Source organism: Microbulbifer taiwanensis (assembly GCF_014904815.1).
GTDB classification, from domain to species: domain Bacteria; phylum Pseudomonadota; class Gammaproteobacteria; order Pseudomonadales; family Cellvibrionaceae; genus Microbulbifer; species Microbulbifer taiwanensis.
Map to the genome: position 1 here is coordinate 1 of NZ_JACZFR010000035.1, position 16,633 is coordinate 16,633.

The 16,633-nt window shown below is 59.1% G+C and carries 18 protein-coding genes; 6 read left to right on the forward strand and 12 right to left on the reverse strand.

The annotated features are described in order from the left end of the window. Positions 1-324 precede the first annotated feature (324 nt). The 4 genes from IG627_RS13015 (at position 325) to IG627_RS13030 (ending at position 2,890) form a co-directional block, all read left to right on the forward strand. Positions 325-924: a TrmH family RNA methyltransferase gene (locus IG627_RS13015; protein ID WP_319024569.1), complete on the forward strand. Its 600-nt coding sequence runs from the start codon at positions 325-327 to the stop codon at positions 922-924. 249 nt (positions 925-1,173) lie between these two features. Further along, complete coding sequence (locus tag IG627_RS13020) at positions 1,174-2,067, forward strand: TolB-like translocation protein (protein ID WP_193192805.1); 894 nt, start codon at positions 1,174-1,176, stop codon at positions 2,065-2,067. Positions 2,068-2,145: 78 nt separating this feature from the next. Then, positions 2,146-2,445 (forward strand): hypothetical protein, encoded by a 300-nt coding sequence (locus tag IG627_RS13025; protein WP_193192806.1) that lies wholly within the window; start codon positions 2,146-2,148, stop codon positions 2,443-2,445. Between the two features lie 52 nt (positions 2,446-2,497). Next, a complete protein-coding gene (locus IG627_RS13030) occupies positions 2,498-2,890 on the forward strand; it encodes a hypothetical protein (protein WP_193192807.1) in 393 nt (130 codons plus the stop codon). A gap of 46 nt (positions 2,891-2,936) precedes the next feature. On the opposite strand, the gene IG627_RS13035 is transcribed toward IG627_RS13030, so the two are convergent. Further along, a complete protein-coding gene (locus tag IG627_RS13035) occupies positions 2,937-3,455 on the reverse strand; it encodes a peroxiredoxin (RefSeq protein WP_193192808.1) in 519 nt (172 codons plus the stop codon). Between the two features lie 113 nt (positions 3,456-3,568). Then, a complete protein-coding gene (locus IG627_RS13040; protein ID WP_226865083.1) occupies positions 3,569-4,777 on the reverse strand; it encodes an alpha/beta hydrolase family protein in 1,209 nt (402 codons plus the stop codon). Between the two features lie 143 nt (positions 4,778-4,920). Between IG627_RS13040 and IG627_RS13045 the strand changes: the two genes are divergently transcribed. Further along, positions 4,921-5,799, forward strand: coding sequence for a bestrophin-like domain (locus tag IG627_RS13045; protein WP_226865085.1), 879 nt, complete (start codon positions 4,921-4,923; stop codon positions 5,797-5,799). Positions 5,800-5,803: 4 nt separating this feature from the next. On the opposite strand, the gene IG627_RS13050 is transcribed toward IG627_RS13045, so the two are convergent. The 10 genes from IG627_RS13050 to IG627_RS13095 all read right to left on the reverse strand — a co-directional run bounded on the left by IG627_RS13050 (position 5,804) and on the right by IG627_RS13095 (position 15,510). Next, positions 5,804-6,865: an AI-2E family transporter gene (locus IG627_RS13050; protein WP_193192809.1), complete on the reverse strand. Its 1,062-nt coding sequence runs from the start codon at positions 6,863-6,865 to the stop codon at positions 5,804-5,806. Positions 6,866-6,987: 122 nt separating this feature from the next. Next, positions 6,988-7,698 (reverse strand): D-Ala-D-Ala carboxypeptidase family metallohydrolase, encoded by a 711-nt coding sequence (locus IG627_RS13055; RefSeq protein WP_193192810.1) that lies wholly within the window; start codon positions 7,696-7,698, stop codon positions 6,988-6,990. Positions 7,699-7,725: 27 nt separating this feature from the next. Then, entirely contained in the window at positions 7,726-8,406 is a 681-nt protein-coding gene (locus IG627_RS13060; RefSeq protein WP_193192811.1) for a D-Ala-D-Ala carboxypeptidase family metallohydrolase, read from the reverse strand. Positions 8,407-8,667: 261 nt separating this feature from the next. Beyond that, entirely contained in the window at positions 8,668-10,215 is a 1,548-nt protein-coding gene (locus IG627_RS13065) for a phosphoenolpyruvate carboxykinase (protein WP_193192812.1), read from the reverse strand. A 289-nt stretch (positions 10,216-10,504) separates the two neighbouring features. After that, a complete protein-coding gene (gene hslO, locus IG627_RS13070; protein WP_193192813.1) occupies positions 10,505-11,383 on the reverse strand; it encodes an Hsp33 family molecular chaperone HslO in 879 nt (292 codons plus the stop codon). 75 nt (positions 11,384-11,458) lie between these two features. Then, positions 11,459-11,893 carry a DUF4124 domain-containing protein gene (locus IG627_RS13075; RefSeq protein WP_319024570.1) on the reverse strand — a complete coding sequence of 145 codons (435 nt, stop codon included), beginning with the start codon at positions 11,891-11,893 and terminating at the stop codon, positions 11,459-11,461. A 44-nt stretch (positions 11,894-11,937) separates the two neighbouring features. Next, entirely contained in the window at positions 11,938-13,431 is a 1,494-nt protein-coding gene (locus IG627_RS13080) for a S1C family serine protease (protein ID WP_193192815.1), read from the reverse strand. Between the two features lie 78 nt (positions 13,432-13,509). After that, positions 13,510-13,887 (reverse strand): RNA-binding S4 domain-containing protein, encoded by a 378-nt coding sequence (locus tag IG627_RS13085; protein WP_193192816.1) that lies wholly within the window; start codon positions 13,885-13,887, stop codon positions 13,510-13,512. Positions 13,888-14,102: 215 nt separating this feature from the next. Further along, entirely contained in the window at positions 14,103-14,756 is a 654-nt protein-coding gene (yrfG, locus tag IG627_RS13090) for a GMP/IMP nucleotidase (protein WP_193192817.1), read from the reverse strand. A gap of 76 nt (positions 14,757-14,832) precedes the next feature. Further along, complete coding sequence (locus tag IG627_RS13095; protein ID WP_193192818.1) at positions 14,833-15,510, reverse strand: lysoplasmalogenase; 678 nt, start codon at positions 15,508-15,510, stop codon at positions 14,833-14,835. A gap of 166 nt (positions 15,511-15,676) precedes the next feature. On the opposite strand from IG627_RS13095, the gene cysK reads away from it, so the two are divergent. Then, on the forward strand, positions 15,677-16,594 hold the full coding sequence (gene cysK, locus IG627_RS13100) for a cysteine synthase A (protein WP_193192819.1): 918 nt from the start codon (positions 15,677-15,679) through the stop codon (positions 16,592-16,594). The last annotated feature ends 39 nt before the right edge of the window (positions 16,595-16,633 follow it).

The window sequence follows — 16,633 nt, forward strand, 5'->3', positions numbered from 1 at the left end:
GTTTTTCTGCCTGAGCCGCTGAGGGTAATTTGCGAGAATCTTCTTTATTCATTCCCGCATTGTAGCGTAATATTCCATTGCCGAGTTAATAGTTGCCGCTAGCTACGGGCTTCAACCTAACATCGATGAGAGTGGTTTGATATGGATATTGGACCATACAAGGCCAGGCAGTATGCTCCGGGCCTTCGGCCCTCCGCGGGACGTCCTACTTTGTGCACTTTTTGCGCGGTCGCTACGCTCCCATTTTCGCGCAAAAAGCGCACAAAGTAAGTCGCCCCTGCTGGCGGCGTTATGTGTAAGACTTACACAATGACTGAGGGTACAGTGCAAGAGAATAAAAGCCCTGTTCGGAAGCGGGCGGATGAAATCAAGCCATATCGTTGTAAGAACCTCATTGTAGTTCTTGAAAATCCTATGGATATTAAGAATATTGGCACTGTGATTCGAAACGTTAACGCTCTAGGCGTTGAGAAAACCTATATCGTAGATAGTCGGAAATCCCTCCCAGATGATTGGGAGGAGATGAGAGAACGAAAATCTCTATCCAAAACATCGGTCTCAGCTATAAAGTGGAGCTTCGTGAAGCGATTTGATAGCACTGAAGAGTGCTTGAAACACTTGGAAAATAACAGATTCACGTCCGTAGTAACATCTCCTCATGTTAAAGGAAAAAGAAACGAGGTCCTTCATGAGGCGGACTATACGATGCCGAGACTAGCTGTCTGGTTTGGCAATGAATCAAGGGGTATTAGCGATGAGGCTGTGGCTTCTAGCGAATTTTGCGTATCAATTCCGATGTTTGGAATGATCGAGAGTTTGAATCTTGGAACCACAACAGGAATAGTACTCTATGAGATTACAAAGCAAAGACGTGAGTACCAGGAAAAGTATAAGCGGGCCAACCGAGGGCCTAGTGTCAAGTAGCCGGACGCAGTAAACTGCGCCGGTTCTTGAGGCATTCAGGATGTAGAAAAACTCGAGCGAATTTGAGTAGATTAATTTTTCTACAGATTCGTTAGGTGCTCACTAAACTGATTGCCGCTATCAGAACAAAATCATCTAAAAATCATAAGGACATCAGGTATTTTTTGGCCGAATTCTTTAAATTGGCTACTCGCTCAACCAAACTAAGCGAAGTTACATAATTCGTTATTTTCAAGATAAGAGAAAATTATGAAGCGTATATATACTTCAATTATTTCGCTACTTCCTATTCTCCTGATGATCAATAAAAGTTATGGCCACGATGAACTTCCGGTGCTAAAAGGGACTTACCTTGGGCAAAAGCCACCGGGTTTAACTGCCAAGCCCTTTGCGCCCGGCATCGTCAATACAGAAGAATGGGGGGACGCTGGTGGTTTCTCACCCGATATGAACGAGTTTTATGTCACCAGATGGAGACACTCTCGTGAGACAAGAATACCAGAAGCTGTCACTTTTAAAAAAGTAGGCGATCAGTGGCGAAGGATAGCGGTGCCTGCTGGAACGCGCAGACCCTTCCACTCGCCAGACGGGAAGACCCTGCATTACCGTGCGAAGTACAAAGAGCGCACGGCTGATGGCTGGTCAGAGATGAAAAGCCTTGGTCCGGCCTTTGAAGCCATAGAAATTATGGGCCTGACAGCGTCAGCCAAAGGTACTCTAGTTCTGGATGAGAGAGGCAGTTCAGCCGGTGATGGGATTATTCGCTACTCAAAACTCATTGATGGAAAATGGGAAGACCCAAAGCCGCTGCCCAAGGAAATCAATACCGGAAAATGGAATGCCCATCCGTACATCGCCCCTGACGAGAGCTACATTATGTGGGACGGTGAAAGAGAGAGCGGTTTTGGCAGCAGTGACCTTTATATCAGTTTCCGCCAGAAAGATGGCTCCTTGGGTGAGGCGATTAACCTCGGCGAAAAGGTCAACACAGGAGCGGAAGAAGGTGGGCCACACATTACACCTGATGGAAAATTTCTCCTTTTTAATAGAATGGTGCCAAATACAAACGGCAAGGCGGGCTCTCAATCAGACTTATACTGGATCGATGCGCAGATAATCGAAGATCTGCGGCCCAAAGAGTAAAGCATATGGCAATCTCAGCAAGTCCCACCGCAGTAGTCTGTGCGTCTTCTGCAGGCGTTACGAGTCTCTAAGATTCAAATGAAAGACTACGAGAAAAATGGCATTCTGGCTAGCTTTGAAAAAGCGTTGCCTTTGATTGACGATCCGCGCGTGAATGATAGGGATTTTGGTATGGTATATGGTGCACTATCTATTTCTCTTGAGTCTCGAATCAGCGAGTTGAAGCGTGGACGTATTCGATCTTCAGGCATAGAGAAAGAGCTGGAGCAGCTGGCTTCTGTAATAAATTGCTTTCAGTCAAAAATTAATGCATCAAAAAAAGAGATTATGGGGCGCGAGTTAATGCAGGCATATAAGATCTTCAGTGCTATCCATTAGTGAAGAAAAGTGCGGTGGGTTCCCCAAAATTCAGCGTTCTGACACAAGATCAATGAAGAAACTGCTGCCTTTAGTACTTATTTCGCTATCAACATTTTCGTTCGCTGAAACTTGGAACGAGGAGATGGTCTGTGGTAATACTGAAATTCAAGCCCATATTTCAGAACAAGAAGAAGGCATCAGAATTTGGGAAGTGACAATCAAGGCACAATCAAAATTCAGCAAAAAACAAGCAGTGTCTCTATACTTTGAGCAAGTGTATTTCAACCACCAGTGCCTGAAGGCTAAGTCAGGCAAGCAGTTTTATGTTTTCCAGGCGTATTGTTCAGGTTCAGCCTGTCACGATAAAGACAATTGGGGCATCATAGACAACAATGCAAATCTGATTCTTGCTCCATACAAAAACAACCGAGCTTGGAAAGACGAAATCCTAAGCAACAGCTAGAAGTGCAATGAGCCCCAATTGTTCCGGGGCCCATGCTTGCTGTTGCTTAGCTCTTTCTCGCAACCCCCAGTTCGTCCAGCGTGCGCGCAATGTCCTCGGCGCTGGTAGCGGGGTGAATTTCTTTGTCGATCTTCAAAATCTTTCCGTCCTTACCGATATAGACAGTGACGCGACGGGCGATTTTCATTACTGGAATCAAAACATTGTAGGCTTTGGCGACAGTACCTTCCGGATCGCTTAACAGCGGGAAATCCGCCTCCTGTTCTTCGGCAAACCGGGTATTGACCCCCACTTCGTCGGTGCTAGCCATAAAGTAGGCGACTTCGTATTCGCGGATCATATGGCCATTCTCAGCCAGGGATTTGCACTCGATGGTGCAGCCCTTGGTAAAGGCCTTGGGATACCAGGCGATAACGACTGCGTTTTTGCCCTTGAAGTCGGCCAGTGTATAGGTCTTTCCATCCGAGGCCTGCAGGGTGAAGTCGGGTGCGGCCTCTCCAACTTCGAGGGCCATCAGGGGCAGGCTGGCCAGTGCGGTGAGCAGTAGTAGAAGTATGCGTGCCATGTTCAATTCCGTATTTCGGTCCGGTTGTCTGGGAGTCAGCGCCGATATCCTACGGCAGGCCGCGCACAAATTCTATCGTCGGCGAACATTGGCCGCTGCTGCGGCTTCCCCGGTCAGGCAGGCACTACGCCTGCCAGCCAGTCAAACATCCGCTGGTCGTAGAGGGATCGCGCCTTCGGTTCACAGTGCCAGGCGGCGCCTTCGCGGGCGGTAAACGGGGCGAGGGTTTTCTGGCACTTCAGGGTTTTGGCCACTCTGGCGGCCTGCCCTGGCCAGAATTGTTCGCCCTCCGGGTCGGCGATAAACATAGGGCAGCGTATTTTTTGCAATAGATCGCCAACCTTGTACTGCCGCACTAGCCGGTATAGCTGGTAGTAGCTATTCACGCCGTAGGGTTTCATCCGCCACTTCAGGTTCTGCTCTGCTTCGCGCCCCGCCTCTCTCAGCCCGGCTTCCATTGCCCGGTTGAATTCCTGTTCATCGCCATTGTCCAGCAGGGCCGTCATCTCTGCAGGCAAATGGCAAAAGAAAGAACTGGATACATCCATCACTCCTGGGTCGGCAATACCCGCAGCAATGCGCTGCTCGAATGCCAGCGCGCGCAGAACCCAGTAGCCGCCCTGGCTTAAACCGGAAATTACAATCCGCTCCGGATCCACATCCCCGCGACCCAGCAGAAAATCCACTACTGGGGTGATCACTCTTTCCCAGTCGTGGCGAAAGGGTATTCCCTGCTGCCACAGCATTGCATTCTGGCCCGGACCATCGAATACCAGCGCTGCGTAGCCGCGCTCGAGCGCTGCGGCCACGCCAAAGTGCCACATGCCGCTGTTGCTGCCGTCACTGCCGTTGTTGAAAATGATGCTGGCATGGGGCCCGACGCCACTGGGTGGCCGAAACAGATAGCCGGGCATAGCGGTACTCTTATAGGGTATGGCCACTTTCTCCGCCGCTGGTACCAGGCGGGCGCAGAATCGCCCCCAGCAATCGTAGTGCCTCTGCCATGTGGCTGCCCCTCGGGATGGATCCCGGCTGCCGTCGATAAACAGGTTGGCGATGGAAAAGTAATTGGCCGCACGAAGGAAGGCCTGACGCGCGCTGACGCTATGACCTGCCCCTGCGCACTGGTGTGCAATTCTTTCGATTCTTTCCGCTAGAGAGCACCACTGCAGAAACCACTGCTCAAAATCGCCGGCCTCTATCCGATCGATGGTGCTGAGTATTTCACCGCAGTCAGCCCCGCCGTAATAGCAGCTGCCAAGCAGTGCCTGAATTTCAAAGTCCATCTGTTTGTGCTGGCTGAAGCGCTGCTCTTCCACCATGGTGCCCTGTTCGGAAGTTGTCTGCTGGAAATTCTGGCAGACAGCGCAGTGCCCCGCGAACCGGGCAGCTCGATAAGGTCGCGCTAATCGGCACTTGGCTGCCGCTATTCTTGCCCTACGCCAATTGGCGGCATTTATTTGTCATGAAAATTGTCGATGCGCTCGCGCGCCATGGCGGCCTGGACCAGACTTTGCCACTACAGGCAGGATTGATCATGTATTTCAGCGACTTCTTCCACTCCCTACCCCTGGCTGCCATCTATATCTTTTCGGTGCTGCTGGTGCTTGGCGCCCTCGCCCTCGGCATACTGCTCGGCCGGCGTCACCTGGCGCACAGTGGGGATGACAAAGGATCGTCGGTCGGCAGTGCCGTGGCTGCGACACTGGCGCTGCTCGCCTTCCTGCTGGCGTTTACCTTCAACATGACCGCAGACCGTTTCAACCAGCGCAAGGCATTGCTGCTGAACGAGGTCAATGCGATACAGACCACTTACCTCAATGCACGCTTTCTCGATTCGGCGGACACACGCAGGGCGCGCACCCTGCTACTGGAATATGTCGACCTGCGGGATCTGGATCTGCGCACGGACGAAATCACCGATGAGGATCTCGCGCGCTCCAGGGTGCTGCATGGGGAGTTGTGGCGACTGGTGGACCGGGCCATCGACGGGGGCCATGAACCGGGCTACCTGCGCCAGTTTGTGGAGCCGCTGAATACCGTGATCAACTTCGACAACTCGCGCAATGTGGTCGGATTGCAGTACCGCATTCCCGGCCCCATCTGGCTGGCGCTCTACTTTATGACGGCGCTGGCCATGCTGGCGATAGGCTTCCAGTTTGGCATCAGTCGCGGCGGCTCGCCGCAGGTGGCAGTGGCCCTGGCGCTGACTTTCGCCACGGTGATACTGCTGATCGCCGATCTGGACAGGACCACCGAGGGCTTCCTGCTGGTGGACCAGAAGCCCATGTCGGAGTTGAACCGGCTGCTGCGGGAAGCCGAGCGCGGCGCCGCGAGTCAGTGAGCATTTACGCGGATGATTCCTTGGGCGAATTGATAAATTCCCGCATAAAGATTTCCCAGAAGGCCATAAACAGCGCGGCCAGCAGCGGCCCTATGGCGAAGCCGCTGATACCGAACATCATCAGGCCGCCAATGGTGGAGAACAGCACAATATAATCCGGCAGCTTGGTGTCGCGCCCCACCAGGATGGGGCGCAGTATGTTGTCCACCAGGCTGATGACTGCAAAGCCGTACACCATCAGTACGGATGCCTTGACCGGCTCGCCGATGGCGTAGAGATAGAGGGCGGCGGGAAACCAGATCAGCGCGGCGCCCACGGCGGGTAGCAGTGACAGCATGGTCATGATGACGCCCCACAGCAGCGGTGCCGGTATCCCCAGGATCCAGAAGATGAGCCCGCCCAGGGTACCCTGGGTCACGGCGACGACCAGGTTGCCCTTGATGGTGGCGCGGGTCACTTCGGCGAACTTGGCCAGCAGCAGGTGCTCGCGCTCGTCGCCCAGCGGCAGGGCGCGGATCAGCAGGTCCACCAGCTTTTCGCCGTCGCGAATCAGGAAAAACGTCAGGTAGAGCATCAGGCCCAGCATCAGGAAAAAGTTCAGCGTGTTCTGCCCCAGGGCCAGGGCGTTCTTGGCCAGGAAGCTGCCGGCGCTCATGACACCGCCGAGCAGGCGCTGTTTCAACTCGTCCAGGTCGACGCCGACGCGCTCCATCAGGGCGTTGATACCGGGGAAGGCCTGGCGCACCTGCTCTATCGGCTTGGATAAATCTATCTGACCGCTCTGGGCCTTCTGATAGAGATTGACTCCCTCATTGATAAAGGAACTGGTCGCAAACAATACCGGGATCACCACCAGGACGATGCACAGCAGCAGCGTCAGCAGCGCCATCAGGTTGCGCCAGTTGGGGAAGCGCCGCATCAGGCGGCGGTAGACCGGGAAAAAGATCAGCGCGATGGCACAGGCCCAGAAGATGGGTGTGAAAAAGGGTTTCAGCAGCAGGGTAAACGCCAGCGTCACCAGCAGCAGTGAAACGATAAACGAGCGCCTTTCCAGTTTTTCTTGCACCGATGTTCCCTCAGTTATTGTTGTGGCGCAGCGGAAAATATGGCGCCGAATTGGCGCCTATGTAAGCAGAAGGCGGTGCTATTTACCAGTCGCCGCAGGCGCTTTACCAGTGGCCGGGCGCGTTACCAGCGCCGGTAGCCGCAGGTGTCGACGTGGAAGCGGACTCCACTGTAGATGCCCAGGCCCATATTCCACTCCCGGCCGACCCGTTTGTGGATATCGCGCAGTATGGGCACCAGTTGTTTGCGGGTGTATTTGTTTTTCGGAACCATGTCCAGGCCGCAGAAGTGCATATGCTTGCTGCGCTTGGATCCGCCGGCCTTGGCGTTGTAGCCGGAGGTGCGCCAGCCGGAAAGCACCACGACCGGGCCTATGCGTGGGATGATTTCATCCTGAAGCACCTTCAGTGTATCCACCATGGTTTCCCAGTTCTCCTCCGGCGGAATCGCGAAGGGCGGCTCGTCGATCTCCTGCCAGTCGCTGCCCTGGCGCAGCAGCTCGTAGGAGGGCACCACCTCCGCCACCTGGTTGAGTTGCAGGAAGTTTTCCAGCTTGGCATATATCTCCCGGTTGTCGCCGTGGCTGAGGAAGGTATCGAAGGCCTTTTCCGAGGCGGCGGCGTAGCCCTTGATGTCGTAGACGTCCGGGATTTCCGGCACCGGCTTGAACTCCACCGGGGTGACGATTCTTTCGGCCAGCTCGCGGACCTTGTCCATCGTCAGGACCACCAGGGCGATGATCCCCACCAGCACCAGGGCGCTGATCCAGATGACCCGGCGCCGCTCAATGTGTATGTCGACATATTCGTGGTCTTCGCTCTCATGTATATCCATAGAAAGAGTCCGTAGAGAAGCCGATGTTCACCAGGTGCGGTAGCCGCAGGTGTCGATGTGAAAACGTAGATTGCTGTAGATGCCGAGCCCCAGGTTGCTCTCGGGGCCCAGGCGCGCGTGCAGGCTGCGCAGTTCTTCCACCAGTTCCTTGCGGCTGATATTGGATTTCGGGATCAGGTCCAGGCCGCAGAAGTCGCGGTGCTTGCTGCTGCTGGTGCCGCCGGACTTGCGGTTGTAATTGGCGGTGCGATAAGCGGAGAGCACGTTGACCGGGCCAACGGTCGGCTCGATTTCATCGCGCAGCAGGGTCAGCGTCGCGATCATGTTGCGCCACTGGTCGCTGGGGGGGATGGCAAAGGGCGGCTCGCCGATATCCAGCCAGTCGGTGCCCTGGCGCAGCAGGTTGTGTACCGCCGTAACCTCGCCGACACCCTCTTCCTGCAGGAAGCGGGTCAGTTGACCGACCCTGGCGCGGTTGCCGCCGCGGCGCAGGAAGCGGTTGAAACTCTGCATGGTGGCGACGCGGTAGCCCTTGAGCTCTGCGTAGGGCTTTTCCAGGGATTTCAGGTAGAGGTAGAGCCACAGCGCGATTACCACCAGCACAAGTAGCAGCGCCAGGCTCGCCACTACCAGGCGGTTGGTGCGCCGGCCGGGGGGCGACTGCGGGTAGCGCGTCCCGAAGGGAGAGTAAGAATTGCCTGCGGACATGACTTCTGTTCGCGACTGCTGGTCCAGGGATCCGGTGAATTAGGGGGCGCCGCGGCGCCTCTTTATTCACTATAGCCGCAATACAGATGCCTTCAGGCACAAACAAAAAAGCCCCCGCGGCTTGCGCCGTGGGGGCTTTTGGAGGCCTTGTAGGAGCGGTGGAGGGGCCGTCCGCATGACCGCGATCGATTTTGGTGTATAACCGAAAGCCCGATCGCGGCCATGGGCCGCTCCTACAGGGGAATCCAGCGATTTCCGAAATCAGGCCTGGGGGCCGGCGGCCTTGACGTCGTCGCTGACCTGGAACTTCTCGATGTTCTCGGCGAACAGCTTGGCCAGCTTGCCGGCCTGGTCGTCGTAGGCGGCTTTGTCGGCCCAGGCTTCGCGCGGGTTCAGGTAGGCCTTGTCCACGCCCGGCACTGCCAGCGGGATGTCCAGGTTGAGGGTATCCAGGTGTTCGGTTTCGGTGCCTTCCAGGGCGCCGCTCTGGATGGCCGCGACCACGGCGCGGGTTACCGGGATCGGGAAGCGCTTGCCCTTGTCGCCGGAGCCGCCGGTCCAGCCGGTGTTGACCAGGTAGACACGGGAGCCGAAGTCCTCGATGCGCTTCATCAGCAGGTCCGCGTATTCGCGCGGGGCGCGCGGCATAAACGGGGCGCCGAAGCAGGTGGAGAAGGTCGGGTGTATGCCCGCCTCCGCGCCCAGCTCGGTGGAGCCGACGCGGGCGGTGTAGCCGGACAGGAAGTGGTAGGCGGCAGCTTCCTTGGACAGGATGGATACCGGCGGCAGTACGCCGGACACATCGCAGGTCAGGAAGATCACGTTCTTCGGCTCGCCGGCGCGGTTTTCCAGCTGGCGCTTCTCCACGTGTTCCAGCGGGTAGGAGCAGCGGCCGTTCTCGGTCAGGCTGGTGTCGTCGTAGTCGGGCGTGCCCTTCTGGTCAGTCACCACGTTCTCGACGATGGCGCCGAAGCGGATGGCGTCCCAGATCACCGGCTCGTTCTTGCGGCTCAGGTTGATGGTCTTGGCGTAGCAGCCGCCCTCGACATTGAACACGGCGCCCTTGGCCCAGCCGTGCTCGTCGTCGCCGATCAGGAAGCGCTCCGGGTCCGCGGACAGGGTGGTCTTGCCGGTGCCGGACAGGCCGAAGAAGAGGCAGGTGTCGCCGTCGGCGCCGACGTTGGCGGCGCAGTGCATCGGCATCACATCCTTCTCCGGCAGCAGGAAGTTCTGCACCGAGAACATGGCCTTCTTCATCTCGCCGGCGTAGCGCATGCCCGCCAGCAGCACCTTGCGGGCACCGAAGTTGATGATCACGCAGCCCTCGGAGTTGGTGCCGTCGCGCTCGGGGTCGCAGACGAAGTTGGCCGCGTGCAGTATGCGCCACTCTTCCTTGCCCTTGGGGTTGTACTTGTCGGCGCGGATAAACATGTTGTGCGCGAACAGGTTGTGCCAGGCGGTCTGGGTGGTCACGACGACCGGCAGGTAGTGGTCCTCGTCCTGGCCCACGTGCAGCTGCTGTACGAAGCTGTCGTGGCTGGCGACGAAGTCCTCGACGCGGTCCCACAGGGCGTCGAACTTGTCCTGCGGGAAGGGGCGGTTGACGTTGCCCCAGTCGATGCTGTCGGCGGTGGAGGCCTCTTCCACTACAAAGCGGTCCGCCGGGGAGCGGCCGGTGCGCGCGCCGGTTTCGGCGACCAGTGCGCCTGTTTCGGACAGCTTGCCCTCGCCGCGCACCAGCGCCTGTTCAACCAGTTGCGCCGGCGCCAGGTTCTTGAGGACCTGCGCGGTGTCGTCGATCTGTGCCATTCGTCGATTACCCGTGAAAGTTGGTCAATTGAAAATAGTAGGGCCGCCGCAGAAGTGGGCGACCGGGCAAATTCGGGGGGCGCATTATGGCAAACTTCAGGTAGGCCGGGTAGCAAAAATGATCAATTTTTGACCGGTGACAGCGCTGTCAGGCAAAATTTTGTACTGCCATATTCGGATTTTGGATTATGTAGTTTTACTACATTGATTTTATGGATTTTGAGCCGAAAATCCTCGAGTGGCGGCGATCTCCGGCACACCCGGCGGAAGCCGGGCGCCACCTGTCGGCTCAGTGCACCGTGGGTGGGGGGGCGTTGAACAGGATTTCTATCTGTTCGCGGTCGAAGCGGTACTGGGCGTTGCAGAACTGGCAGTCGGCCGCCAATTCCCCGCCCTGTTGCTCCAGCAGCTGGTAGACCTCTTCCGGGCCCAGGGAGATGAGTGCGCGGGCACTGCGCTCGCGGGAGCAGCTGCACTTGAAGCGGATACTGGCGGTGCCCAGCGCCGCCGGCTGCAGCTGGTGGAAGAGGCGGCGCAGCAGCTGGTCGTGGGGCAGCGAGTGCAGCTCCTCGGCGGTGACCGTCTCCGCCAGGTGCTGGGCCGTCTCCCAGGCGTCGCGGTTCTCCTCCTCGGAGGCGGCGTTGTTGCCCGGCAGCACCTGCAGCATGACGCCGCCGACGGTGTCGGGGCTGGACTCTATCCAGAAGCGGGTGGCCAACTGCTCGGACTGGGTGAAATAGTCCTCCAGGCACTCCGCCAGGGTTTCCTTTTCCAGTGGCACTATGCCCTGGTAGCGCTCGCCGTCCTGGGGATCCACGGTGATCGCCAGGGCGCCGCGGTTGCCGATCAGCTGGCGCAGGTTGGCGCCGTCGTCTATCTGCGCCCCCTCTACCACCCGGGCAATACCGCGCAGGTCACTGTGGTGGGTGCACTCGGCCATGATCAGCGGCACATCCCCCTCACCCCGCGCCTGTAGCGCCAGCAGACCCTCGAATTTGAGTGTGGTGGAGAGCAGGCAGGCGGCGGCGAGGAATTCGCCCAGCAGCTGTGCCACTGGCTGCGGCAGCTGGTTGTTCTCCAGCACCGCGCGGTAGGCCTCGGTGAGCGTCACCATCTGACCGCGGATATCGTGTTTGGAGAAGATAAAGCGTTCCAGCTGATCGGACATGGGGCGATGGCCTCGGTAGTAGAAACCGCGGAATTTTAGAGGTGGATATCCAGAAATGGTAGCTGCGGTGGTGGATCAGCCGCAGGCGCGGCGGATCTCCCCCTGCAGGCGCGCGGCCATCTGCTGGCGCTCGCGCTCGGTCATCTTGATCTCCTTGCCCTGCCCGTCGATAAACGCCACCCGGCCCTGCAGCATCCGCAGCTCCCGGCGCGCGTGATTGCAGGCCTGGGCCACCTTCTGTTGCCGCTCCTGCTGCTGCTGGCGCTGGCGGTTCTCGTATTCCTGCTGAGGGTTGGCCTGTTGTCGCCGGACACTGCGATCGCGCGGCGCCGTGGCATCGGCGGTATTGATCGGGCGCAGCTCGTCCTCGATATTCTCCGCCGCCGCTTCTGCCGGCGGGCGGTCGCTGAAGTGCACCTTGCCGTCTTTGTCCACCCAGCGGTAGAGCTCGCCGGCGCCGGCCGTGGCGGCGAGCATCAGTGCGATAACTCCCATCCCTGTTTTTATCACGGTGTTCCCTCCCCTTGTTTAGTCAGCCGCTCAGTGGCCACTGATCACTCGCCACTATCCCGGGCCAGGGTGCTGAACAGTCCCTGGGAGTGGCGGTTCGGGATGTGGTAGGTCTGCAGTATCAGCGGCTGTTGTTCCTGCGCTGTGGCGGCGTCCAGCACCATGCGGTAGCCGGATTGATCGCGCAATTCCACAAAGGGTGCCTGGTTGTTTTCCATCAACTGGGCAAACTCGTCGAAATCCGACACGCCGTGGCCATTGACCGAATCAATAATCCAGTTTTTCCAGTCGTGGTAGCCCAGGTTGACGCCGGCGGGCAGTACCTTCAGGGCGACTACCAGTTCGCGGCGCTGCTCGTCATTCCACTGGTTGCGGGCGTAGAGGTAGTCGATAGGCGCCTTGGAGTGCCAGTTTTTGCCCCAGCGCTTGATCAGGTTCATGTTCAGCGGCACAAATACCACGCCGCCGTAAATGTAGTAGCGCGGCGGCTGGTCGAACTTCTCGCTCACCACCAGCGAGCGCGAGGGCGGCGGCGCGGCCAGGATAACGTCGGCCGTCTGCACTTTGCCGTCGCGGGAGAAACGCACCGGCAGCTTGTCGCCGACGTGGTAGAGGTCCACCGCGTAGTGGTAGTTGGTGCGCTGGTTCTCGCGCCACTCCACGGTGCGGTCCGCGGCCACCGGGAAGCCGTCCACCTCCAGCAGTACGTCGCCGGGCTGGAGTACGCGGGCGGCCGGGGAGTCGCTGAAGACCCGGACGATCAGGGCGCCGTCCTGGTCGGGATCCAGGCCGGCGGCCTGTTTCATCGACGGGCTTTCCATGCTCTGGGTCACCGCGCCCAGCTCCGGGAAGCCCTGGTAGACGCCGTCTTTGGCGTCCTCGAGTACATGCTCGATGACGCTCGGTGGTACGAAATAGCCGAGGTTCTCTGCGCCCTGGTTGGTCTGCATGGCCACGCCGACGATGCGGCCGTTGGAGATCACCGGGCCGCCACTGTTGCCGGGATTGATGGCGGCGTCTATCTGCCCGGCCATCAGGTAGCTCTCGGCGTGGGCGTAGTACTGGTGCTCCACCCGCGACAGCACACCGCGGGTGATGGACAGGGACTTGCCGCCGATGGGGTAGCCGTAGACGGTAACCTCTTCCTGCAGGTCCGGCAGTTCGCCCAGGGCCAGCGGGCGGGTGTCCTCGAAGAAGCTGTCGTCCTCCACGGTCAGCAGGGCCAGGTCGGCCTCGTGGGAGACGAACTGCACCCGGGCGCGGAATTTCTGCGCGTCGCCGTGGCGCTGCACTTGGATAAAGCTGCCATTGGCGACCACGTGGGCGTTGGTGAGTATTCGCTTACCCGAGATGACTGCGCCGGAGCCGGACAGCTGTTTCGGGTTCAGCAGCGCCCAAGGGTTGAAGTAGTCCGGCGCCGCGGCGGTAGTGTAGATCTTGATGATGGAGCGCTTGAGCTGCTCGTGCTCGCGGCTGTCGGCGAAGACGGGTTGGGCCACCGCGAGTATCAGGATGGCGAGGGCGAAGAGTCTTTTCATCGTGTGCGGCGTCGTTATCGGATTAGTGTGGAGCCAGTTTAGCAGGCGCGGCCCGAAATGGCGGGTGAATCGCCGGGATTAATCTTGTTCGCGCAGGAAGCGATGTATCTGTCGCCGCTGTTTCTTGTTGGGTCTCTCGCTTTGGATGCCGGCATTACTAGCCTGGCGCTCGGCGCGGGACTGTTCCCGCCTGGCGACACTGGCCTCGGTTTCCCGGTAGAGGGTGCGGGCGATATCGGCGCCGCGGCGCTGGTCGGACAGGGTCAACACTTCCACCTCCACCTGGTCCCAGCCCTGGCGGATGCTCAGGGTGATGCCGGTGGCAATCTCCTTGCTGGCTTTGACCCGCTGGCCGTCGGCGTGCACCTTGCCGCCCTCGATGGCCTGCTTGGCGATACTGCGGGTCTTGTAGAAGCGCGCGGCCCAGAGCCACTTGTCGATGCGTACTTTGTCCATTGGAGTTTGGGGCTATGAAATGAACACTCGGGGGTAGTCCCCATTGCTAGTAAGTGAGATTGTTGGCGGCCCTGCTGCCGGTGGGCCTTTGCGGGACGCGCCGTGAACCCATCCCTGGGGGCTTGTCGGCCGGGTCCTTCCGGCCGACAGTCCCTCAAAGGCCCACCGGCAGCAGGGCCTTCGCATCTGGCTCAAATATCTTTCCGTGTCTCGAGTCAGATCGCCATTATTTCATCAAAGCGGTGAATCGCCGGAAATTCGGCAATCTCGCGCAGGGGCCCGCGGCTGTCCGGCTGGCGGATGCACAGCAGGTGGGCGATGCCGTAGTCGCGCGCGGCGGCGAGGACACTCTCGTTGTCGTCCACGAACAGGGTGCGGTCCGGGTCGAAGTCGACCTGCTCGCGCAGCGCGCTCCAGAAGTGCCCGCTCTCCTTGGCGTGACCGTAGTCGTGGGACGAGACGATACCGTCGAGCCAGCGGTCTATACCGGTGATCTCCAGCTTGTGTTCCAGGCCGCGGCGGTGGGCATTGGTGACCAACAGGGCGCGCTTGTTCAGCTTCTGCAGGCCCTCGAGAAAGGACTCCGTCTGCGGGCGCAGGGCGATGCGATCCTCGATCTCGCGCAGTATTGCGGCAATATCGATCTTCAGCTCGCGGGTCCAGAAATCCAGGCAGTACCACTCCAGGGTACCGCGGCGCGCCTCGATTTCGGTATTCATCTGCTGTTGTGCCTGATCCAGCGGCAGGTCGTGTATCTCCGCGTAGCGCCGGGGCAGGTGGCTGAGCCAGAAGTGGTTGTCGTAGTGCAGGTCGAGCAGTGTGCCGTCCATATCCAGCAGCACTGTGTCTATCTCTTGCCAGTCGAGCATGGGGGCTATGTACCTCTCTTTCAGGGCGGTGGGGGAAACAGAATAGCCCGCCTGGTTGTCGCCCTGGTGACACCCATTATGCCCGCGCGCGCCCTATGCCGTACAGCAGCGCTATCTGGGCGCCGTAGTAGGTGACCATGATAGCGGTGCCCGCCAGCGGCAGCGGTTCGATAAACCGGTTCAGTGCGATCAGGGTGTCCGAGGCCATAAAAGTCACAGCGCCGGCGAACAGCAGTGTCGAGTCGCCGCGGTGGGCGGCGGCGCTGAGTGCCATGGCCACAATCGCCAGCAGGTAAAAGAGTACCGCCGGTGCCAGCTCGCCCGCCGCCGGCAGCAGCCACTGCGCCAGCACAATAGCCGCGATCAGTACTGGCAGGCCTCGCAGTGCGGTGCGCCTGCAGCGGAAGTCGGCGCGGCGCAGGAAATTGCCGGCATAGGTCAGCTGTGCCAGCAGGAAGGCGCCGAGGCCGAAGACAAACTGGTTGCGGAATTCCAGTGCCAGCAGCAGGTCGCCGAGAGCGGAAAACGCCAGTGCCACCAGGGTCAGGGTGCGGGTCGGTCCGGTCAGGCTGCGCAGTGCGGCCAGCGCCAGGATTGCGATGGGGACAATCTTCAGCAGTGCCATCCAGGGGCCGCGCAGGCCGGCGGCATCCAGAACCATATAGACTGCGGCGGTGGTGACAAAAGCGATGGGCAGCCGCAGGTCGGTCAGTTGGAAGGCAGTGGAGTTTGGGGCGCTGGATAGGGTGCTCATGGTTTTCTCGCGATTTTTATGGTTTTGTGGTTTGCTCGAAAGAGTGACCGGACTGTTTTGCTCAGTCCGGGACAGTATTCGGCAAAGTCTGCGGCGGTGCAATCGCCCGCCGCCGGCAAAAAAACGATAGAGTGATACCGCGTAAGGAAAAGGGAGAGCATCGCGTATGAAAGCAGGCAATATTCTCGAGACCATCGGCAACACCCCCCACGTCCGCATCAATCACCTGTTCCGCCCCGATATCGAAGTGTGGATGAAGGTGGAGCGTTTTAATCCCGGCAGCAGCATCAAGGACCGCATCGCCCTGTCGATGATCGAGGAGGCGGAGGACAATGGCGATCTTATGCCGGGCGGCGTGATTGTCGAGCCGACCTCCGGCAACACCGGCATAGGCCTGGCCATGGTGGCCGCGGTGAAGGGTTACCGGCTGATCCTGACCATGCCGGAATCCATGTCGGTGGAGCGGCGCAAGGTGATGAAGGCAATGGGCGCGGAGCTGGTGCTGACGCCGAAGGAAATGGGTATGGGTGGCGCCATCGCCAAGGCCGAGGAGCTGCTGAAAGAGCACGCAAACAGCTGGATGCCGCAGCAATTCCGCAACCCGGCCAACGTCAAGGTGCACCGCGAGACCACCGCGCGGGAAATTCTCGCCGATTTCCCCGAGGGGCTGGACTACCTGGTGACCGGTGTCGGTACCGGCGGCCATATCACCGGTTGCAGCGAGGTATTGAAAGAGAAGTTTCCGCAATTGCAGGTGTTTGCGGTGGAGCCGGAAAAGTCGCCGGTGATCAGCGGCGGCGAGAAGGGCCTGCACCGGTTGCAGGGTATAGGCGCCGGCTTTGTGCCGGAGATCCTCAATACCGGCGTGCTGGACGGCACTGTACTGGTCGGCGAGGAGGAGAGTTTCGAGATGGCGCGCCAGTGTGCGCTGAAGGAGGGCATCTTTGTCGGCATCTCATCCGGATCCTCCCTGGCGGCGGTGAAAAAGCGCGAGGGGGAATTCGACTCCGGCAGCCGCGTGCTGGTGTTCAGTTACGATACCGGCGAACGTTATCTTTCCATCGACGATCTCTTTCCCGCCTGACAGCGCATAATGCCCAGCTTCAATCGCGGGCGAATGATG